This window comes from Cupriavidus sp. GW823-FHT07B10 (assembly GCF_058794355.1).
Genome location: NZ_JBXAGS010000007.1, coordinates 279,041 through 299,553, shown reverse-complemented (window position 1 = coordinate 299,553; position 20,513 = coordinate 279,041). Strand labels below are relative to the sequence as shown.

Below are 20,513 nucleotides of genomic sequence, written 5' to 3'. Positions count from 1 at the left end.
ATCGAGGTTTGGGAGCCCCGACTGGCAGCCACTCTCTCAAGGCCCTCAAGGGGCAAGAGGTACGACTCTATTTCTCCCGCCCCATCATCCCATGAGCAGTACAAGGAATTGCTGCAGCTCCTTCAGTTCCAGATCGGATCTTCCTTCTGCATCTGATCCTTGGTCTTCTTCATCCAATAGGAACCGATCTGGCGCTCGGTGACGTGACCCCGTTTTTTTACGTCGATCTTGTCGAAACTTTCGTAGACCTTTGGCATTCCCGCCTGAGCTTCGTCACGAGTCAGCTTGCCGTCATGATTGGAATCGGCAGCCTTGAATCGCTCGGCAATCAGAGCCTTGGCCTGGGCCGTAGTCGGGGGAGCTTTCGGCACCTCGGCTGGCGCCGCTCCCTGTTGGGATCCTTGTGCCGGCTGGGCGGCCGCGCCTATAGAAATCAGTCCCATCAGGACTGCGAAACCAACTGCTGGCAATTTGCGCACGGTCATGTCGCTCTCCTCAGTTCATTATGTGTGTTTGGACCTTTGGCACGGAAACGACTTCCATTCGAGCTTCTGTGAGTCTTGGCTCACCCAGCATTCTAGGCGCTCGTAGCGGAGACCGGGGGGCAAATTGATTCCGGTCGGACTGGCGCGACAATACGGCTCGATGGCGGCGATGTCGTGCGTAATCGTCTATGTTCGATATCGGGAAAACTGCGCCGGATCAGCTATTATCAAATGCTGCGGGGGAGTGATTCAACGAGCTCGCTTTCATTCCTTACGACTCCGTTGCCATGCAAGCCAAGTCTGACGTGACAAACTTCGTCCCGTACAACGTGCCCCTGTGCGACGGACGGGAAGTGCTGGTGCGGGAGATTACCGAAGACGACAAGGTCGGCCTGTTAGCGGCATTTAACAGACTTTCTGCCGATGCGCGTTACGCCAGATTCATGGCTGCCATGCAACAGCTGCCGGAAGCGATGCTCGAGCAAGCGACGCATCCGTCGGCTGAGCGCGAGTTTGCGCTGGTAGCGCTTGCCACGGAAAACAAGGTGTCGTCTATTGTGGGTGGCGCACGCTACGCCGCCGCGCCGGGTAGCGATACCTGCGAGTTTGCGGTGACTGTCGCCGATGACTGGCATCGACTCGGCCTGGCCAGCCGACTGCTGGGCACACTGATCGACATCGCTCGGAGCCGCGGCTATCGATGCATGGAAGGCTATGTTTTGTCGTCGAATACCGCCATGCGGCGACTGGCTAAACGTTTTGGATTTGCCGATTTAGCGTGTCCAGACGATGCCACGCTGCGCGTGGTGACGCTTGCGCTTTAAGGCAGCGAGAGTAGTGCCAGGTGCAAGCGTCTTGCTGCGATGTCTTCCGTTTGACGTGATCTATATGAACGCGTGCCCTTTGCGCTAGCTCCTCGCGTGCTCGGTTAGACAGGAATCGCGCCTGGAAGAGCTTTGGACTGGGACGCAAGTACGATTACTCCGCGTGGGACGATCAGCCAAATATATGTCCCATTTTGTCAAATGAAGGTGAGTGCCCCTTGGTAGAATCCGGTGCCCTATGCAGCCAGTTCCGCCGGTTGGGCACGTCGCCCCGATCCATACAAGCGTGCTGCCGGTCTGAGTTAACGCGCATGCTGCCACCTGTCATCTCCGTCGTCATCGCAGACGATCACCCGGTAATTCAACTCGCAGTCAAGGCCACCTTGAGCGAGATCCCGAATGTCCGGATTTCCGCAATATGTTCGTCAGGAAAAGAGCTCTTTGCGGCGCCACAAACGCAACAACCTGACCTTATCGTCACCGATTTCACGATGGAGCGTTCCCACGTCAATGATGACGGTCTTCGGCTGGTCCACCGGCTCAGGCAGTCGCATCCACATACACCGATCGTGGTTTTCACGATGTTGACCAATGGCGGACTGCTCACGCGCATCAAGGAGATGGGCGTTGCGGCCATCGTCGGGAAGAACGAGGAGCCGGGCATCCTGAGGCAAATCTGTGTCGATGCAATAACAGGTACTGGCCAGCGCCTGTCACCGGGCATAGCGGCCAGGATGTCAAGTGCGGGGGCGTTGGTCAACGGCACGGCAAGCCCGCTGTCCCCGCGGGAGATCGAAGTTGTGCGGATGTTCGCGACTGGCAGCACTCTCACGGAAATCGCGGGATATCTCCATCGATCGCTCGCTACCATTGCGACGCAGAAGCGCTCGGCAATGCGCAAGCTGAATATCACCACTAATGCGGACCTTGTCACGTACGCACGCGACAACGGTCTTACCTGATGCAGGAAGAGCGCGAGCGCTCGCAGCAATCGCCACTACACGCCGACCACTCGGTTGAGCGGAATCTGCAGCGGGAGCGCCGTGTGTTCTCGATGGTGGTCCTGCTGCTGGGGCTGGTCGCCATCGCGATCGCTTCGGCAGCCATGCTTGCCCGCCTGAATGAATCCCTGCGCGCCCAGGAGCAGGTCGCGCGCCTGTACGAGCAGGGCGTCGTCGATGCGGTGCTCGAACGCCGCAGCACCCTGACGGCGACGAACCTGATCCTTGAGTTGCGCAGCAATGGCAAAGTCCCCGCGGCGCAGCGCGGGCATGCCGGCAGTCTATGCACACAGGTGTCTCCGTCTGCGCCTCCCGATCCGGTGTTGGAGCAGAGTTGCGACCAGGCTGTCCGGACGCTGACTGCCGCAAGCCAGAAGCCTTCGATCGAAATGATCTCGATTGCGAACGGGGCGACGTATCGGTATGAAGCGGCCGACGCATCGGGATTCGGCGTGGCTGCGACCCTTCCGCCGCTGTCGTCGTCAAGCATCACCACGATGATTCTTGAGCGGTTCCAGAGCCGCGACATGGATCTCTTGCAGGCAGCGCGGGAGAAGCGTGTCGTATGGCTGGGCATCCCGGCGAATGCGGCCGGAGGGAGTCCGGAGATGGTTGGCGCATCGCTGGTCGCGAAAGGCGACGCACTCTACGCCATCGTGTTGACGCGGATCCCGCTGCAAGACTTGTTTCGGCCAGCCTGGCCGACCTTGTCGATCCCGGAGCCAATTGTCGTCGATCGCCTGGGCACGCCACTGGTTGCTTCAGGTGCACGGGCCAACGCACGGCGCCTGGACGCCAGGCTGGAGGGACTTCCGGAGGGGCTGTTTCATTGGGTCCAGGACTATGGATGGGCCCTGCGGCGCCCGCCGCTCATTGCGGATTTCGGCCACCTGGTCTTCGCACTGCCGCTAGGGCAGCAGTTCCGGGAAATGCGGGAGGAACTGCTCGTTACCGGCCTGATTACGGCCGCGCTTCTCGCCTTGCTGTTTGCGATGTATCGATACTGGAACTATCGCTTCCTGACCGGCACATATGCCGAAGCGGCACGCGCACAGCAGCTGTTGCACGAAGCGAGACTTGCCAGCGAGGCTGCGGCCAAGGCCAAGGTGGCGTTCTTTGCTTCGATGAGCCACGAGATACGGACGCCGCTTTCCTCGCTGCTGGGAAACATGGAGCTCGTGGCCCTCGGTAGGCTGGAGCCGGAGCAGCGGGCGCGGGTAAGCTCCATGCAGGTGTCGGCCGAAGGGTTGCTGCAGATCGTCAATGACGTGCTCGATTTTTCGAAGCTCGACGTGGGAGCGATGCGTCTTGCGGAGGAGCCTGTCGTCGTCACGGAACTCCTGGGTCGCATTGCAATCTCGCACGCGCCGCTTGCGGCGCGGCGTGGGCTGAGCTTCTTCGCGGTGTATGGCAAGGAGATTCCGGCGCGGCTCAATCTTGACCCGGTGCGCCTGACACAGATCATCAACAACCTGCTTGGTAACGCGTTCAAATTCACCGAGGCGGGGAAGATTGTCCTGCGCGCGCAATGGGTGGATGAAAACCTTGAGATCGTCATCACCGATACCGGCGTTGGCATACCGGAGGAGTATAAGGAACGGCTGTTTCAGCCATTCTCCCAGATCGGCAACAATCGTCTCGCGCAGGCCGGCGGGACCGGGCTTGGACTGTCAATCTGCATGCGGCTGGTGGAGCGGATGAACGGACGTATCACGCTGGACAGCGTACTAGGCGTTGGCACGCGCGTCACGGTTCGCCTGCCGCTCAGCCCGCCGGGCGGGCATCAGACCCCGGCGCAATGGCGCCTGGCGCCGCGCCGCGCGCTGGTCCTGTCCCGTGAGCCAGAGTGCCTCGAAGGAATGCTGAACCATTTCGACTGGGGATCATCACAGCCATTTTTTCGTTCCAGCATCGACGAGCCCATTGACGGGGACAGGTTCGACTGCCTGCTCGTGACCGAGTCCTTGGATCCGGCCCAAGTCATGGCGTGGTGGCGGAACCCCGCCACTATCGTATGGCTCAAGCAACTGGGCCCGCTCGTCCCGACCATACGGCCGGATGGCAGCCGGGAGGTGTCTGCCTACAGCCTGGCCGGTATCCATGCCGCTGCACAGGCGGTCCTCAATAATGCTCCGGAGACCAGGCTTGTCGACGAAGATCGTGTCGTGGCTGCCATACACGATCAGTCCGCAGCGCCGTTCGCGGGCCTTTCCGTGTTGGTAGCGGAAGACAATCTGCTGAACAGGAAACTGCTGCGCGACCAGCTTCACCTGTCAGGTGCGAGCGTTATCGAAGCAGGCAACGGCAACGAGGCCCTGGCAGTGTTGTCGGAACAGGGCGTGCATGCAGTGCTGACGGATGTGGACATGCCCGTAATGAATGGATTCGACCTGCTTCGTGAAATCAGGCGGTGCTGGCCGGAGATACCTGTCTATGCCGTAAGCGCAAGCGCGAGACCGAAGGATGTTACCGAGGGGCTGGCAAGCGGATTTACCGGCTATCTCACGAAACCGGTGTCGCTGGCGACGCTGGCTTCGGTGCTCGATGCTGTTGCCGCCAAGGCCGACCCGCCACGTACGGATGATGGGGCGGCGCCAGTGCTGCTAACCGATGACGATCTGCCTGAGCTGCCGTCGGTCGCCGAAGAATACGCCGAAGCGTTCCTGGCGCAGACCATGGTGGACCTGAACGAATTCGAGGCGGTCCGGGCAGCGCGAGACATCCGCCACCTGGAACGGCTGCTGCATCGAATCGCGGGGACGCTCGGGGTCGTGGGGCGCTCAGGACTGTCCGAACTCTGCGCTGACCTGCACGGCCACGTGACTGAAGCCAAACGCTGGGACGATGAGATCGAACTGCAGTCCGCCTTCATCGTTCAAGGCCTGATGAGCGTATGCGAGCGCGGGCGTGGTGAGAACGAGGTCGCCTGCGGTTCCCGTCCGCTGGCCTTCTAACTTCTATGATTGTGAACACACCTACGCACGGTCAGCATTGGGGGGAAGGCTGGATGCCTGCTTAAGGCACCACTCGTCTTGGGTACTGCCCCGTTGCGAGGGCCTTGGTTCGCCCGCCTGTACGGCGGGTATTTTTCTCTGTGCCCCGGCCGGGCGCATTGGCTGGCGCTGATTGCCGCCGCACCGAGGCGCGAATCCCCGCCACCGGGGAATGATAGCGCCATGCCCCGGACTGGCACCTTCTCAGGAGAGTTCATGAGCAGTCGTAGAAGTCTTGCTCTTGCCGTGTGCACGGCGGCACCGCGGAAGGTGGACCGGGCTGGCGGCAGCCGGTCTACCTCGCCGAGCAACTTGTCAGAGGCGTCCTAAAGAACGGCGCAAGCTTCTGCGCTGGCGGTAACGGCAACGTCCACCCGCGCATCATTGCGTAGGACCACGCAGAGGAAGTTGCCGATGGCTTCGCCCGCATGAGGCTTTTCCCGCCAAAGGCGTGGCAGGGGTGCCGTCGAGGCAAGCAGTTCGCCCTGTTCGGATGCGGCATGGGATTCCGTGCCGGCTATGGCATCGCTCCAGGTTATCGCGATGGGCCCCTCCGGCTTGGTGCCAAGGAAGCAGAAGGAGGGTGCCGACAGCGAGCGCCGCGACGCGGGTCCGGTCTCGCAAGGGCCGGCGCGTAGTGCCAGAACGTCATGATCGGTCCGGTTGACAGTGACGATTTTCGTCCACGGCCAGGGCTCCTGGAACGGATGCCAGGTTTCAGAGGTAGGGATCGCGCATCCTGAGATGGCGCTTGCCGTGGCAATGGCGATGACACGTGTGGAAATCGCGGAAACAGCATTCATTGGATAGTCAGTTCAGGTGAACCTGATCTTCACCTGGGAGGGCATACGACGGCGGACAGAGTAAGCCTGCCTCGCCATGGTGGCTATCAAAGGAATTCGAAATACCGGGCGGCCCTTGGCGCGCATCGATTCGACGCACCCTCACTTTCGAATTTCTTTGATAGCCCCGCCCGCGCCACCGGCATAAGGTGTGCACATCCACGGAGAAGCGACCGGCCGCGCCGGTTTGCGTCGACGGTATCTGATCCACTTCGAAGGAAACTACAGGAATGATCAAGCACTGCCTTTCGGCTGTCTCGATAGCGGGCGCCGGCGCGCGCGGTCGTGGGGTGCCAAACCTTGTCATGGCCCTGCTGATTGCCGGCGCCGCGCAATCGTACGCGCAGAACCTGCCCGCTCACGCGCAGCGAGACACCGCGGCGCAGCCGGAAGCCTGCTCCGGTACCGGCGCCGGCCTGCAATCCGCGGCCTGCCGTGCGGCCAGCAATGCCGGCCAGAGCAAGTACAACCTCCTGTACGCGGACGATGTGCCGGCCGGCAACAGCGAAAGGTCAACCGGGCCGGTTTCAGCCAGCCCGTGCCGGAACTGCCCGACGGATGCACAATCCGGCCGGCAAGCGGGGCGCATGCCGGATAGCGCCGCCAGGAACAGCCGCAGCGAATCAGCGGGTACTGCGCCGGCCAGCACACTGTAGTTCTCAACGCGACCGAGTACCTGGCAAGTCAAACACCGGGCCCTGGTGCCCTATCTCTCTATTTCCCCGATGAAACTGCGTCAATATCTGCTGGCGGGCCTTGGCCTGCTGGCAATGCATGAACCAGCGTTCGCCTCCTTCCTCAGCGGAAAGGCCCTCGAGAGCGCCGCCAATGCCATCTCCTGGGTGGTGATGATATTCGTGCCGCTCGCAGCCATCTACCTGTTCTGGATGCTGCATATCTGGCCGGATAAGGTCGCCCACCGGAAGCAGCATCCGCAGAGGGAAGCCATCCATGCGCTATGCCTGCTTTCGCTCTTCTTCGGCGGACTGCTGTGGCCGATGGCCTGGCTCTGGGCACACACCAAGCCGGTGTTCTACCGGGCGGCCTATGGCACCGACAAACTACCGGAAGACGAAGCGGCGCGAGGCGCGGCACATGCCCCCATCGGCCGGCCCGGGAACGTCGCGTCCCTGCGGGCGCCGGCACGCGGCGCTACGTCCGGCGCAGGGGAGCAGAGCTGAATGGATGCGCTGCTGCTTGCTATCTACGCGCTGGCCGTCTGGCTGATCTTCTTCAAGTTCAAATGGCTGCCATGGAACACGACGTCCATGGTCATCGTGGTCACGATTCCGGTGGTTGCCCTGACGCTGCTGGTCCTGACGCTGAACGTGGTGGCACCTTCGTCCCATGATGTCAGGGTGGTCGGCAAGGTGCTCCAGGTGGTGCCGCAGGTAAGGGGGCGCATTGTCGAACTTCCGGCCGAGGGTAACCGGCACTACAAGAAAGGCGATGTCCTGCTGCGCATCGACCCGACGCCCTATCAGGCCTCGGTCAGGCAACTTGAGGGCAGGTTGATGGCGGACGACGCCGCGCTTGCCGAAGCGCAGGCCGTTGCTCGCCAACTCAGCGAGTCCGTGCGCGGAGCGGCCGGCAAGGTTGCCACGGTACAAGCCAAGCTGTCGCTCGCCCGACAGCGGCTCAGGGAACATGAGGCACTGCTTGCGGCAGGGGCCGGATCGAAGTTTGACCGGGAAGATGCCCTGGCGCGGCGGCACGAACTGGAAGGCGAACTGGTCAGCGCTCAAGCCGTCGAGGACGAGGCCAGGCAGAAGCTGTCTGCCAAAAGCCAGGGGGAATTCGCCGCCATCGCCACGGCGCGCGCCAAGCGCGCGGAAACCGAAGTCATGCTCGAGAACGCCCGATGGGAACTTGGCCAAACCGAGTACCGGGCGCCCGCCGACGGCAAGGTCGTGAACCTGCAGGTGCGCGTGGGCACGATGCTGGTCCCGTTTCCGTTCTCGCCGGCATTCAGCTTCGTTGAGGACGAGCAGGAGGTGGTCGCCTTCTACAAGCAGAACGAGCTATACAACGTCAAGGCGGGGGATGTCGCCGAGATCTACCTGCCGACGCATCCGGGTGAAATCATCAAGGCAAGGGTGGATTCGATCGTCTGGGCGCAATCACAAGGCCAGTTCGCGCAGGGGGGAATGATTCCGAACACTGCTGCCACGAAAGCCGTACCGAACCGGTTCGCCGTCAAGCTGGACCTGCGCGACGAATCGAAGGGCCAGATGCTTCCGGTCGGGGCGGTCGGCGCGGGTGCCATCTACACCGCGCACATGAAGATGTTCCATATCGTTCGGATGGTCTTCCTGCGCGTCAGTTCCAAGCTGAACTATCTGGTATTCAAGCTCCATTAAAGGCAAGCCTGTGTCGTCATCTCTCAACAAGACTCTTCCGGTACTGCTGGTGCCGCTCGCCATGCTCTTTGGCTGCGCTCTGCAGGCGCCGCCGGATAGCGCCAGCCTTCGAGGCCAGGCGGTTCCCGCGCTTGAAGGGCAGCGCACCTGGGCAAACGAGGCCGCAGCAGGCGAGCCTGCGGACGACTGGCTTGCAAGCTTCGACGATGCTGGGCTGCAGCGGCTGGCCCGGGAAGCGATCGCGCACAACGGCGATCTCAGGCTTGCAGCGGTGCGCGTCGAGCAGGCGCAGGCACTCGTTACCATGCAAAGCAGCGGCCTGTTGCCGAGCGCGGGCGTGAAGGGCAGGGCTGGCCATTCGGAAACCCAGTTCCTTTCGATTGGTGCGAGCTGGGAGATCGATCTCTGGGGCCGCATCCGCGCACAATCGCGTGCCGCGAAATCCCAGTATGCCGCTACCGCGGACGAATATCTCTGGGCGCAGCGCGTCGTCGCAGCCGCTACTGCCAAAGCATGGTTCACGCTGATCCGGTCCGCAAAGCTGGAAGACCGGCAGCGGCAAGCCGTTGCCGTGCAGGAGCAACTGGTGCAGATCGCCGAGCGGCGGGTTGCCATCGGTGCGGCGCCGGATACTGAACCGGCGGAGGCGAAAAATGCGCTGCGCACGCAGGTGGATTCGCTGCGGAAGGCCGAACTCGCCAGGAGCCAGGCCGCGCAAGCCCTGGAACTGCTGCTTGGCCGCTATCCTGCCGGGGAAATCGGGAATAGTGTGGGGAAGCTGGAGTTGCCCGCCATTCCCATAGCCCCGCAGGCAGGCTTGCCTGCAGACCTGCTTGATCGCCGCCCGGACTTGACGGCCGCGGCGCACCGCGTCGCCGCGGCCTTCGACCTGAGGCAGTCCGCCGAGGCAGCGCGGCTGCCAAGCATTTCAATCAGCGCGGCCATTACCGGCATCCGTAGCGACGTGCTGTTGCTCAACCAGTCCGGCACTCCGATCAAGGGACTGAATGGCGCGATCTTCGCGCCGTTGTTCACGGGAGGAAAGCTCAAGGCCAGGGCGGACTACTACAGCGCCGAGCAGAGGGCCGCCATGATCGCCTATGGCAACAGTGCCCTGCAGGCACTGGGCGAGGTCGATGCGGGGTTGCGCGCTGAATCGAATCTTGCAGATCGCACCAGGCAACTGCAGGATCGGGTGAACGAGAGCCAGCTATTGGTACAGCGCGAGGAGGCGCGCGTTAGCATTGGTGCTTCCGATCCGCGCGGCGTCCTGAAGGCTCGGCAGACAATGCTGGCTGCCGAGATGGATCTGATCCACCTGAGGGGCGATCATCTCAACCAGCGCATTGCGCTATTGTTGGCGCTAGGGGGTGACTGGAGCAGGAAAGCCATGGAAAGCGCTTGAATGGGTCAAAATGCCAGTCAGAGCATGAAGCTGACTGGCATGGTGTGCCTTGGATGGAAGAGATTCACTTCTTGCTTTGAGAATGCGCGTCAAAGCGCGCGACTTCCTCGAGCAGCATCGGCGCACCCATGCTGTTCGCGTGCAAGCCTAGAACGCTAACGCCTTGAAGGACGGCGGCGATCTCTTCCTTGGTGGCGCCCAGCTCGAGCGCGCGGCGAATATGGCGCCGCGTTCCAGGACCGTACATGTGCGTGCAGGATACATCGACGGCAATGGAGATGAACTCCCAGACCTTTGGCTCGATCAGCCCCTTGGTCATCGGATGCATGGCCATGTCGAGGAATTTCTCGGTCCAGATGGGGTCCAGCTCCGTAAAGCTGTTCCACTCCGGATTCCAATAGCCGCTCGCGCGCAAGCTGTCGCTGATGGGTGTGGCTGGCGGGGTGCTTGTACCCGTGTACTTGTCGTCGTGCATGGCGGTCAGTTCAAGGAGGGCTTGTAGTTGATGGCACGCAGTGCCTGGCCTGTCCGCTCGTTCTCCCGCTTGAGCGTTTTCTCCAGATCGGCGGAGGTCTGTGTGGGACTCCCTGCGTACATTCCAAGTGCCGCAAGCTGGCTCTTCACCGAAGGGGATGAGACGGCCTTGATTAGCTCCTGCTGCAGCTTGCTGCGGATGGCAGCTGGCACGTCGGGCGTGGACCAGACGCTGGTGCCCATGATCTGGCTGAGATTTGGGTAGCCCACTTCCGCCATTGTCGGCACAGCGGGCAGGAACGGCGAACGCTCGGCCGATGTCACCGCCAGCGCCCGGACCTTGCCGGGTTTCACGAGCGCAAGCGCGGTGCCCATGCCGTCAAACATGAACTGAATCTGGCCGCCCATCAGGTCGGTGAGCGCGGGGGGCGAGCCTTTGTAGCCGACGTGCTCCATGTCCAGCCCGGCCGCCTTGTTGAACTGCATGCCTTTGATGTGAGAAAGCGTACCCGGGCTGTAGGACGCATAGGAGACCTTCCCCGGATGTGCCTTCACGTAGGCCACCATCTCGCTGACATTGGTGACCGGCAGACGCGGGTCGGCGACCAGCACCAGCGGCACGCTGGCCACTTCAGCGACCGGTGCCAGATCCTTGAACGGATCGAAGCGGAATTTGTAGCTGTACGGGTTCTCCGTCACAAGCGAGTTGGGAGACAGCACGAATGTGTAGCCATCGCGTGGCGCGGCGAGCATTGCCTCCGTGGCAATGATGCCGCCTGCGCCGGGCTTGTTCTCAACCACCACGGATTGTTTGAGGTTCTGGCGCATGCTTTCCGCAATCGTGCGCGCGATCATGTCGGATGCGCCTCCCGCCGGAGCTGGGACGAGGATGCGAATGGGGCGGTTGGGCCAATCCCCTTCCGCCAGCGCGCCGGACAGGGGCAGGGCGGACAACAGCGTTGCAAGGCAGGTACCGCGTGTGAGTCGGATGATGTTCGAGATCATTTGGCTCTTTGCCTATGTGTTGTTACCGCGTCGTACGCGGTGGCTGTGCGAATGACCGGTGCGTCTGACATGAGCAGGGGCGCTAAGACTTGCTCCTCATGACTGACGCCGGCAGGAGCGAACAAGACAAGACAGATCGATCCAGTTGCTGAAATTCAGGCTGGGGTGCACACATCAACTGGACCGATTTGTTGTCTGCGCCGTAGTCGACTCAGGCTACGCGGCGCAGCGGCACGTTCTTGACACCAGGCTTGCGGTTAGGGGTCATGCCATTGCCGGCCAGGGTTTCGTCGACATCGTCGTACCAGGTGCCAATACGGTAGATCTCCCGCGCTTCCTTGCCATCGGCGATCTCGCGGCCCAACTCCTTGGCGATTCGCACAAGCTGCTGAACCTGCTGCACCGAGGTGAAGCGCTTGCCATGCTGATCAATGAGAGTGTCCTCGATGCCGCAGCGCACATGCATCCCCATCGCCAACGCCATCGTGTTCCACGGGAGTACGTTCTTGAACAACGACTCGGCGGTAACGGTGCAGCCATCCGGTGCACGCTGGATGAAGTCGAACAGGTTGTACGGATGCGGACCATGGTGGCCGCCACCGATGCCGATGCAGGTCAGGTTCAGCGGGCCCTTGTAGACCCCCTTGCGCACCATGCGGTCCAGCGTTTCGAGCGCATGCATGCCAACCAACTGAAAATGCGGCTGGATGCCGGCATTCTGCAGGCGGCGCAAGTGTTCTTCCGCCCAGGTCGGACCTGCCGGAACGATCATTTCACGATAGGCATCGTACGTAGCCGGATTGGCGAGGGACGTGCCTTCGTAGAATTCCGGATAGATCAACTCCATGATGTTCATCTGGATGGTGTTGAGCGCTACCGTCACCTGGTCCGGTTTCGGGTCGAGTTCGGCCAGTGCGTGTCGGGTGTCGTCCGACAGCCACTTTGCAGCCTGGCCATCGTCTTCCGGCGCAAACGAGATCGAGCCGCCGACCTGAATGATCATGTCCGGCACCGCCTTGCGAACGCCGGCGATCAGTTCGTTGAACATGGACAAGCGCTTGGAACCCTTGCCATCCGGCTCGCGCACGTGCAGGTGTAGCACGCTGGCGCCGGCCTCATAGCAATCCACGGCCTTCTGGATTTGCGCTTCCATGGTCACCGGGATGTCTTCGGGGAAATCTTCCGGCATCCACTCCGGACCGTAGGGGGCCACCGTGATCACCACCTTGTCCATATTCTCCGGGTGCAGCGAATCATCCAGAAATTGCATTTCGTTCTCCGTGATAGGGGATTTAGCTATCGGCGCCGCAACGAATTGTTGAGGTCGAACCGGACGCTGCCATGGGGTTCCGTTCATCGTTGATTTACGGGATTAGTCTATTAATCCCGGGGCGGTCGTTTTCTCTCATTTCATGACATTGATGTCTCCTTTCGTGACAGAATGCTGGGTGCCCGGGTTTCCCCTGAACGAACGGATCCGGGTTACTCCCCGGGTGAATGAGAGAAGATGGGCACATTGATTCGCACTGGCGTGCTAAAGAACTATTTCAAGGTTGCGCAGCACTTGGGTCTGGAACCGCAGCCGTTGTTAAGGAAATTGCGGTTGAGCAGCGAGATGCTTGCGGACCCGGACCATTGGATTCCCGGGAGTGGTGCCGTTACCTTGCTGGAAGAGTCAGCGCGGATCACGCAATGTCCGACATTCGGGTTGCATATGGCCGATTTGTGGCAACTGTCCGATCTCGGTGTCGTCAGCGTTTTGCTCACGCACCAAAGGACCCTGCGCGACGCTGTCGGAACGTTGATTCAGTTTCGGCACCTGATGAATGAGCTCCTGGTCATCCGGATCGAGGAGGTCGGCAAGAAGGTCATCGTGCGGGAGGACGTCGTCGCGGATGATGCCGGCCCGTCCATACAGTCAGTTGAACTGGCACTGGGCACACTGTCACGCATGTGCAGCACGCTTCTGGGCACTTCCTGGTACCCTCTTAGCGTCAATTTCACCCATGACGCCCCATCTGATCTGCGGCTGCACCGCCGCATCTTCGGAGGGAAGCTGGAGTTCGCAAGCTCGTTCAACGGTCTGGTTTGCCGAGCTGCCGACCTGGAGATTCCCAACCCTATTGCCGACCCCGTCATGGCACGCCATGCCCAACGCTTGCTTGAAGGGTTGCCGGGGGCTAACGAGCCGTCGGTTGTACTCGAGGTGCGGAAGGCGATCTACCTGATGCTTCCGATAGGGCGCGCTACCATCGAGCAAGTTGCTCAAGGCCTGGGAATAAACGTGCGCACGCTGCAACGCCAGCTCGAAAGCGCCGGAGAGGTCTTCTCCGACATGGTCAATGGCGTAAGGCGCGATCTCGTCATCCACTACATGGACAACGGAAGCCTCTCGCTGGGACGCATTGCCGAGTCGCTCGGGTACTCCGCTTATGGCTCGTTTTTCCGTTGGTTCACTGCGCAGTTCGGGATGACGCCGACGCGGTGGCGCGACACTAAACCAGCAGACCGGGGAAGGCGCGGCAATTAGCCGTTGTTAGAGACCGCAAAATCGGGGGCAACGACGAAGTCTGCCGCGGAAACGCTGATGAGCCACCTAGAATGCGCGCATGGATTCCGATCCTCGGTCCGAGCATCCGATCTCCGAAAAAGCTGTTTGAACTTCGTTGTGGGCAGGGGGCGGTGACTGAGTGGTTCTGAGTGTGGGGCACGGCTGCGGCAAAGGGACGGCCGGCTTTCCTCCGCCAGAGCCAGTCCCTGCCTACATCACGCGCCCGAACCACCACAACGACAGCAGCCCCGCACACGTGGCCAGCAACGCCCCCAGCGCGGCGAAGAACGCAGTAATTTCAACCTGTTCGCGCTTGCCAAACGTCAGCCGCATATTGAGCGCCCGGTACACCCTCTTCAGTTGCGCGGCATCCGCAAGCGGGAAATACTCTGCCCCTGTCGCATTGGCGACTTCCTTCAACACCTTCTCATCCAGCCTGACGCGTGCCGACCAGCCATCGACCGAGAGCACCACACCGTCGGTCGTGCCAACCCCGACGGTATAAACGCGCACGCCGTGCGCCGCGGCAAGCTGCGCCGCCTGCGTCGCGGCCGGGCCGGTGTTGCTTTCACCGTCGGAAAACAGGACGATCGCCCCGGAGGGATAAGAGCCGGGCGTCACGGCTTCGCCGCTGTGGGATGCGTCCGGCTTTTGCAGCGGCGTGGTGTCGCCGTTCATGAGGCGCTCGGCGTCACCAGCCGTCTGCGGCAGCAGCGTCGTCAGCGCGATGAGCAGGCCATTGCCCAGCGCGGTGCCGCCTTGCGGCTTGAGGCGGTCGATCGCCGTGGCCGCGGCATCCTTGCTGCGGCTGGGCGCCTGTGCCACGGCGGCGGTGCCGGCCATCGCGACTACTCCCGCGCTGACGCCCGCGGGCAGTGTGTCGAGTAGAACCTTGGCCGCTTGCTGGGCGGCGCGGATGCGGCTGGGCTGGATATCCTGCGCGCGCATGCTGCCGGACAGATCGATGACCACGACCACGGTCTCGATGTGCGAGGGCAGCATCATCACTGCCTGGGGTCGGGCGATAGCGAAGGTCAGCGCGGCCAGGGCCAGCAGGAGCAGCATGGGCGGCACGTGGCGGCGCAAGGTCGCACCGCCCCTGATGGCAACGCCGACGGATTTCAGGGTGGGATAGTGCACCGTGGCGTGGCGCCGGCGCCTGTCGAGCCATACGTAGCCAGCGGACAGCACGAGGACGAGCGTGAGCAGCCACAGCATGCCTGGCCACAGGAAGCTGAAGACGGGTAGCCGGCTTATGGCATCGGTCATGCTGCCTCCTTGGGCCCGTTCTCCTGCTTTGCTGTTGCGGCGGCACCTTGACGGTGGCGGCGCCGGCGGGTGAAGTGCAGCAGGGCCAGGTCCAGGCGGGCGTAGGTCGACAGCGTCAGGCATGCCACGCCGGCCTGGGTGAAGGCCAGGCGCAATTCGTCCTCGCGCGCCTGGGCGGCGGCGGCGAAGCGTTTGCGGAAGGCCGGGTCGTGCGTGTCGACGAACATCTGCTCGGCGGTTTCGGCATCCTGCAGCACGACCAGGCCCAGGTCGGGCAAGGCCATCTCCAGCGGGTCGACCAGCCGCACGGCGACGACCTCATGGCGCCGGGCCAGCATTTGGAGCGATGCCTGCCAGCCCGGGGCGCTGATGAAGTCGGAGACCACGAACAGCACCGATCGATGTTTCGCGACTCCCCGTGCGCGCTCCAGCAGGTCGCGCAAGCGGGTGTCGCCCGGCGACGCGGCCGGTGTGCCATGCATGCGGTCGAGCAGGTGCAGCAGGTGCCGGCGCCCCGAGCGCGCCGGCACCACCGACGCGCCCGCGTCTGTGGCCCCGCCGTAGAGCAGGGCGCCGACCCGGTTGCCATAGCGCGTCAGCAGCAGCGCCATGACGGTGGTGAAGTCGCTCAGCAGGTCACGCTTGCTTACGCTGCCGGAACCGAAACCGACCGATCCGCTCAGGTCCAGCAGGAACCAGACGGAGACCTCCCGGTCTTCCTGGTACTCACGCACGTGCGGTGTTTGCAGCCGTGCTGTCACGTTCCAGTCGATGTGCCGCACGTCGTCGCCGGGGCGGTATTCGCGCAGGTCGGCAAGATCCAGCCCAAAGCCGCGGAACAGCGTGCGGTAGTCGCCCTGCAGCAGGCCATCGAGGCGGCGCACCACGGTCCATTCCAGGCGGCGCAGCAAGGCCTCGGTCTGCCTTGCGTCGACGCTGGCCAGCGCCGTGCCGGCGGGCATGCTGCCGGGTGCGGCCTCCGGGCCGCTCCGGCGCCGCCTATTGCGCAGGCGCCCGAACATGGGATTCCAATGGGCGCTCCGGGACCGGCAGCGCCTGCAGGATGCGGGTGACGAGCTGGTCGGCAGTCACGCCGTCGGACATGGCCTCGTACGAGAGCACCAGGCGGTGGCGCAAGACATCCGGCACGAGATCGACCACGTCTTCGGGCAGCGCATAGTGCCGGCGGCGCAGGAACGCCAGGGCGCGCGCGCCTTCGATCAGGCCGATGGTGGCGCGGGGGCTGGCACCGAACGCTATGTATCGATCCAGGTCCTCCAGCCCGTAGCCTCCTGGCTTGCGGGTGGCCGCCACCACGCGCACTGCATACTGGAGCAGGCTCGGATCCACATAGATCCTGCCGCATTCGTCCTGCAGGCTTGTCAGGCGCTCCGGCGTCGCGATGGGGCTCACGCTGATGCTGGGGCCGGTGACACGGTTGACGATGACGGCCTCCTCCTCCTCGCTGGGATAGCCCACCAGGACCTTCATCAGGAAACGGTCGACCTGCGCCTCAGGCAAGGGGTAGGTGCCTTCCGTTTCTATCGGGTTCTGCGTGGCCATGACGAGGAAGGGCGTGGGCACCAGATGGGACTCGCCGGCGATGGTGACCTGCTTCTCCTCCATCACTTCCAGCAAGGCGCTCTGCACCTTGGCCGGCGCGCGGTTGATCTCGTCGGCCAGCAGCAGGTTGGCGAAGACCGGGCCCCGCACGGTGGAGAACTCGCCCGTGCCCTGGTTATACATGCGCGTGCCAATCAGGTCGGCCGGCAGCAGGTCAGGCGTGAACTGGATGCGCTTGAAGGAGCCGCTCATGGTCCTGGCCAGCGTCTTGACGGTCAGCGTCTTGGCCAGGCCCGGCACGCCTTCCACCAGCAGGTGGCCACCCGCAAGGATCGCCACCAGCACCCGTTCGAGGAAGTGGTCCTGCCCCACCACCACGCGCTTCACCTCATACAGCAGGCGTTCCATCAATTCGGCGCTGTCCACTGCGCCCCGGGTTTGGTCGTTCATAGGCCCCCGCGATTAGAAAGGAGAGGATCCGATGGAAGCGCCGGCGCTTTCGATCGTGACAGCAAAGCCGATGCCGAGGAAAGTGCCGCTCTGGTTGGGGTTGAGGATGGCGGTGACGATCCCTACCACCTCGCCATCCAGATTCACCAGCGGTCCGCCGGAGTTGCCCGGATTGGCGGCGGCGTCGAACTGGATGAGCTTGTCCAGGTCCCGCTTGCCGTCCGGCAAGACGAACCTGCGGTCGAGCCCCGACACCACGCCGGCAGACACCGACGGGCCGATGCCGAACGGAAAGCCGACCGCGACGACTTCAGTGCCGGGCGCGAGGTTCCGGCTGGAACCGAGCGTCGCCGGCGGCAGGTCGTCGGGGATGGAACTGGGCCGGATCACGGCTAGGTCTTTCTCCGGGAACGCCTGCACAACCGAGGCCTCGGCCGTGTGGCCGTCGTGGAACCTGACCTCCAGGCGCAGGGCGTCGGCGACGACGTGGTAGCTGGTGAGAATGGTGCCGCTTTCGGTCACGACCACCCCCGAACCGATGTGGCGGGCTGTGCGCTTGCCGCCGGACTCGCCCTTGCTGCCCGGTGGGTCGCCTTTTGCGAGTTCATCGCCCGAAGGCGGCGGGGATAGCGGAGCCGATTCGGGGGGTGCCTTGCGGCGTGTGGCAGGGGGATCACGCTTGGCGTGTGGGGCGGATGCCGCTTTCTTCGGCTTGTCCGCAGCCTTTTCGGCTGGCGCATAGCTGCGAACTTCCACCACCGACTCGCGAACCGCCTCTGCCGCCCTGGCTGTGCGCGAAGGCAGGCGCTTGGTTTCCAGCGTGTGCAGCACGGCGGAGTCGATGTCGGCTTGCTTGAGGACGCGCGGCGTCGGCTGCAACAGCCAGGCAGAGCCAACGACCGCCGCGAGCACCAGCGCCACCGCTGCCGAGACCCATCCGTAGATCGTTACCCGTCTCATTGCCGCTCCCGAGGTCCCGTCCCGCCGTGAAAAATACAGTACCATCGTCTTACCCACGCGCCAAGGAGCAGGTGCATGCAGTTTCTCTGGCCGCAAATGCTCTGGCTGTTGCTTGCGCTGCCCCTGCTGGCAGCCGCTTACCTGTACCTGATTGCGCGGCGCAAGAAAATCGCGCTGTTGTATGCCAGCCTTGCGCTGCCGCGCGCCGCCCTGGGTCCCGGCCAACGGCTGCGGCGTCACATTCCGCCACTGCTCTTCCTGCTCGCGCTGGGCGTGGCCCTGCTGGCTTGCGCCCGTCCTACGGCGACGATCACGCTGCCGTCCGACACCATCACCCTGGTGCTGGCCATGGACACCTCCCGCAGCATGGCGGCGACCGACGTTGCACCAACCCGGATCGGCGCATCCAAGCAGGCTGCCCGGGATCTCATCGTCGGGCTGCCGGCCAGCGTGCGCCTGGGCATGGTCTCTTTTGCCGCCACCGCGACCGTGGTGCTGCCCCCCACCGACAACCGGCAGGACATGCTCGACGCAATCGATCGCTTCCAGCTCCAGCTCGGCACGGCGACCGGCAGCGGGCTGATCCAGGCGCTGGCAGTGTTGTTCCCCGACGATGGCATCGACCTGGAAGCCATCCTTTTCAGCGGCGAGTCGCTCGCACCCGGTCCCGGCGGCAGATCGCTGACAGAGGCCGCCGCGGCGGACGCCGTCCGCAAGCGCGAACAGGAACGGCCGGCGGCGCAGCCCGGCTCGTATCGGCACGGTGCGGTAATCCTGCTCAGCGATGGCCGCCGCACCACCGGCCCGGACCCGCTGGACGCTGCGCGCATGGCCGCCCAGCGCGGCGTGCGCGTCTATACGGTGGGCTTCGGTACGCCGCAGGGCGGAGCCGCGGCAGAGTCGGGCCTGTCTTACTACATGCAGCTCGATGAACCCGCCTTGCGGGCGGTAGCGGCGATAACGAACGGCGAGTACTTCCAGGCTGGCTCGGCTGCGGACCTGAGCCAGGTGTATCGCCAGCTCAGCGCCCGCTTCGCGCTCGAGCGCAAGGAAACCGAGATCAGTGCATTGTTCTCGGCAGCAGCGGTCCTGCTGCTGGGGGTGGCGTGCGGGCTCTCGATGCTGTGGTTCCGGCGGTGACCTGAAGCACGGTTGATGAAGCTGCCGGGTTCATTCCCTGAGCCATCCATGGGCGCAGCGGGTGTATTTTCGGCCTGGATCTCACCCGGGAACCGAGACGCCACACGCTAATGGCCGCATGATCCATGCCGTCTTGCGCATGGACTGCGCCAGCTTTCCGCCCCCGGCGGCGCCACAAGGAGCTGGATGGGCGCCCAGACAGTGACGGAAACAAATGTGCCGCATCTACACGAGCCGCACAAGCAGAAGGATAGCCAGTGAACGGATCAATGGAACGGGCCTGCCACTGCGTCAGTCGAAATCCCCCCGATCGGCTGCGAAGCGAACCAGCGCCAGGAAATGGCAAAGTGGCTGCACCGTTCCCAGTGGGAATCGTCCGACTTCTAGCGGCCTTCTTCGACAAGTCCATGCACTTCAACGGTGGCAGAATGGCTTGTGCCCGCTCTCCCGTCACAGCTTTGACGGAGAGGCACGCCACGCGAGGTTGACGACATTGTGCTGACCCTTACAGATGTCTCCAAGACATACAACGGCGCCCGACCGCGCACGGTTCTCCGCGGAGTCAGTCTTGCGCTGGACGCCGGCGAATTTGTCGCCGTCATGGGCGAATCGGGCGTGGGCAAGTCAACGCTGCTCCACCTGATCGCCGGTCTGGATCGGCCCGACAGTGGCCGCATCCAGTTCGACGGACAGGATCTGGGCAAGCTGGACGACGATGCCGCAACCTTGCTCAGGCGTCGCAAGCTGGGGTTCGTGTTCCAGGCCTTCCACGTGCTGCCGAATTTGAGCGCGGCGCAGAACGTGGCGCTGCCGCTGCTGTTGAACGGCCTCGAGCAAAAAGGGGCGTCGGCGCGCGTTGCCGAGATGCTCGCCGCGGTTGGGCTTGAGGGGCGCGAGGACAGTCTGCCGCGCGAGCTTTCCGGCGGGGAGTTGCAGCGGGTGGCGATTGCGCGTGCCCTGGTACACCGTCCAATGCTGCTGCTGGCGGATGAGCCGACTGGCAACCTTGATCACGAGACGGCCGCGCGGGTGCTGAGCCTGCTGCGCAAACTGGTCAACGCAAACGGCACGGCCGCGATTATCGTCACGCATTCGGCAGTGGCTGCGGCGACGGCGGATCGCGTCTTGCAATTGACGCCAGGCGGATTGACGCCGCTGGGGCCACAGCCGCCGATGAGCGCGGCCGCCTAA

19 protein-coding genes are annotated in these 20,513 nt (G+C 63.3%); 10 read left to right on the top strand and 9 right to left on the bottom strand.

Going from position 1 to position 20,513, the window contains the following annotated elements; translation table 11 throughout:
- Nucleotides 1-122: 122 nt before the first annotated feature.
- A complete protein-coding gene (locus AC1Q6V_RS17850; RefSeq protein ID WP_439671918.1) occupies nt 123-485 on the bottom strand; it encodes a CREC-EF hand family protein in 363 nt (120 codons plus the stop codon).
- 287 nt (nt 486-772) lie between these two features.
- On the opposite strand from AC1Q6V_RS17850, the gene AC1Q6V_RS17845 reads away from it, so the two are divergent.
- From AC1Q6V_RS17845 to AC1Q6V_RS17835, 3 genes are all read left to right on the top strand, one after another.
- On the top strand, nt 773-1,309 hold the full coding sequence (locus AC1Q6V_RS17845; protein WP_011617353.1) for a GNAT family N-acetyltransferase: 537 nt from the start codon (nt 773-775) through the stop codon (nt 1,307-1,309).
- A gap of 311 nt (nt 1,310-1,620) precedes the next feature.
- Nucleotides 1,621-2,271 (top strand): response regulator, encoded by a 651-nt coding sequence (locus AC1Q6V_RS17840; RefSeq protein ID WP_454750416.1) that lies wholly within the window; start codon nt 1,621-1,623, stop codon nt 2,269-2,271.
- Complete coding sequence (locus AC1Q6V_RS17835) at nt 2,271-5,264, top strand: ATP-binding protein (RefSeq protein WP_454750415.1); 2,994 nt, start codon at nt 2,271-2,273, stop codon at nt 5,262-5,264. Before AC1Q6V_RS17840 ends, AC1Q6V_RS17835 begins: the two co-directional genes overlap by 1 nt.
- A gap of 365 nt (nt 5,265-5,629) precedes the next feature.
- On the opposite strand, the gene AC1Q6V_RS17830 is transcribed toward AC1Q6V_RS17835, so the two are convergent.
- The gene (locus AC1Q6V_RS17830; protein ID WP_439671915.1) at nt 5,630-6,106 is read right to left on the bottom strand and encodes a hypothetical protein; all 477 of its coding nucleotides are present in this window, start codon (nt 6,104-6,106) and stop codon (nt 5,630-5,632) included.
- 344 nt (nt 6,107-6,450) lie between these two features.
- Here AC1Q6V_RS17830 and AC1Q6V_RS17825 point away from each other — a divergent pair, with 344 nt between their 5' ends.
- The 4 genes from AC1Q6V_RS17825 (at nt 6,451) to AC1Q6V_RS17810 (ending at nt 9,910) form a co-directional block, all read left to right on the top strand.
- Nucleotides 6,451-6,801 (top strand): hypothetical protein, encoded by a 351-nt coding sequence (locus tag AC1Q6V_RS17825; RefSeq protein ID WP_439671914.1) that lies wholly within the window; start codon nt 6,451-6,453, stop codon nt 6,799-6,801.
- Nucleotides 6,802-6,870: 69 nt separating this feature from the next.
- Nucleotides 6,871-7,326 carry a DUF3302 domain-containing protein gene (locus AC1Q6V_RS17820; RefSeq protein ID WP_041688127.1) on the top strand — a complete coding sequence of 152 codons (456 nt, stop codon included), beginning with the start codon at nt 6,871-6,873 and terminating at the stop codon, nt 7,324-7,326.
- Nucleotides 7,327-8,505 (top strand): HlyD family secretion protein, encoded by a 1,179-nt coding sequence (locus AC1Q6V_RS17815; RefSeq protein WP_439671912.1) that lies wholly within the window; start codon nt 7,327-7,329, stop codon nt 8,503-8,505.
- Between the two features lie 10 nt (nt 8,506-8,515).
- The gene (locus tag AC1Q6V_RS17810) at nt 8,516-9,910 is read left to right on the top strand and encodes an efflux transporter outer membrane subunit (protein WP_439671911.1); all 1,395 of its coding nucleotides are present in this window, start codon (nt 8,516-8,518) and stop codon (nt 9,908-9,910) included.
- Between the two features lie 64 nt (nt 9,911-9,974).
- On the opposite strand, the gene AC1Q6V_RS17805 is transcribed toward AC1Q6V_RS17810, so the two are convergent.
- The 3 genes from AC1Q6V_RS17805 to AC1Q6V_RS17795 all read right to left on the bottom strand — a co-directional run bounded on the left by AC1Q6V_RS17805 (nt 9,975) and on the right by AC1Q6V_RS17795 (nt 12,659).
- Nucleotides 9,975-10,385 carry a carboxymuconolactone decarboxylase family protein gene (locus tag AC1Q6V_RS17805; RefSeq protein ID WP_011617345.1) on the bottom strand — a complete coding sequence of 137 codons (411 nt, stop codon included), beginning with the start codon at nt 10,383-10,385 and terminating at the stop codon, nt 9,975-9,977.
- 5 nt (nt 10,386-10,390) lie between these two features.
- A complete protein-coding gene (locus AC1Q6V_RS17800; RefSeq protein WP_454750414.1) occupies nt 10,391-11,389 on the bottom strand; it encodes a Bug family tripartite tricarboxylate transporter substrate binding protein in 999 nt (332 codons plus the stop codon).
- 211 nt (nt 11,390-11,600) lie between these two features.
- Nucleotides 11,601-12,659, bottom strand: coding sequence for a beta-keto acid cleavage family enzyme (locus tag AC1Q6V_RS17795; protein ID WP_011617343.1), 1,059 nt, complete (start codon nt 12,657-12,659; stop codon nt 11,601-11,603).
- A 237-nt stretch (nt 12,660-12,896) separates the two neighbouring features.
- Here AC1Q6V_RS17795 and AC1Q6V_RS17790 point away from each other — a divergent pair, with 237 nt between their 5' ends.
- Nucleotides 12,897-13,919 carry an AraC family transcriptional regulator gene (locus tag AC1Q6V_RS17790; RefSeq protein ID WP_454750413.1) on the top strand — a complete coding sequence of 341 codons (1,023 nt, stop codon included), beginning with the start codon at nt 12,897-12,899 and terminating at the stop codon, nt 13,917-13,919.
- A 231-nt stretch (nt 13,920-14,150) separates the two neighbouring features.
- Here AC1Q6V_RS17790 and AC1Q6V_RS17785 read toward each other — a convergent pair whose 3' ends face one another.
- Genes AC1Q6V_RS17785 through AC1Q6V_RS17770 form a run of 4 tightly spaced genes read right to left on the bottom strand, consistent with a single transcriptional unit; the run spans nt 14,151 to nt 18,182 of the window.
- On the bottom strand, nt 14,151-15,209 hold the full coding sequence (locus AC1Q6V_RS17785; RefSeq protein ID WP_010814600.1) for a VWA domain-containing protein: 1,059 nt from the start codon (nt 15,207-15,209) through the stop codon (nt 14,151-14,153).
- Complete coding sequence (locus tag AC1Q6V_RS17780; protein ID WP_058696827.1) at nt 15,206-16,231, bottom strand: DUF58 domain-containing protein; 1,026 nt, start codon at nt 16,229-16,231, stop codon at nt 15,206-15,208. The genes AC1Q6V_RS17785 and AC1Q6V_RS17780 overlap by 4 nt, the downstream gene beginning before the upstream one ends.
- Nucleotides 16,209-17,222: an AAA family ATPase gene (locus AC1Q6V_RS17775; protein WP_011617339.1), complete on the bottom strand. Its 1,014-nt coding sequence runs from the start codon at nt 17,220-17,222 to the stop codon at nt 16,209-16,211. The genes AC1Q6V_RS17780 and AC1Q6V_RS17775 overlap by 23 nt, the downstream gene beginning before the upstream one ends.
- A 12-nt stretch (nt 17,223-17,234) precedes the next feature.
- The gene (locus AC1Q6V_RS17770) at nt 17,235-18,182 is read right to left on the bottom strand and encodes a S1C family serine protease (RefSeq protein WP_011617338.1); all 948 of its coding nucleotides are present in this window, start codon (nt 18,180-18,182) and stop codon (nt 17,235-17,237) included.
- Nucleotides 18,183-18,257: 75 nt separating this feature from the next.
- Here AC1Q6V_RS17770 and AC1Q6V_RS17765 point away from each other — a divergent pair, with 75 nt between their 5' ends.
- Nucleotides 18,258-19,322, top strand: coding sequence for a VWA domain-containing protein (locus AC1Q6V_RS17765; protein WP_010814596.1), 1,065 nt, complete (start codon nt 18,258-18,260; stop codon nt 19,320-19,322).
- A 495-nt stretch (nt 19,323-19,817) separates the two neighbouring features.
- Nucleotides 19,818-20,513 (top strand): ABC transporter ATP-binding protein, encoded by a 696-nt coding sequence (locus AC1Q6V_RS17760; protein WP_011617337.1) that lies wholly within the window; start codon nt 19,818-19,820, stop codon nt 20,511-20,513.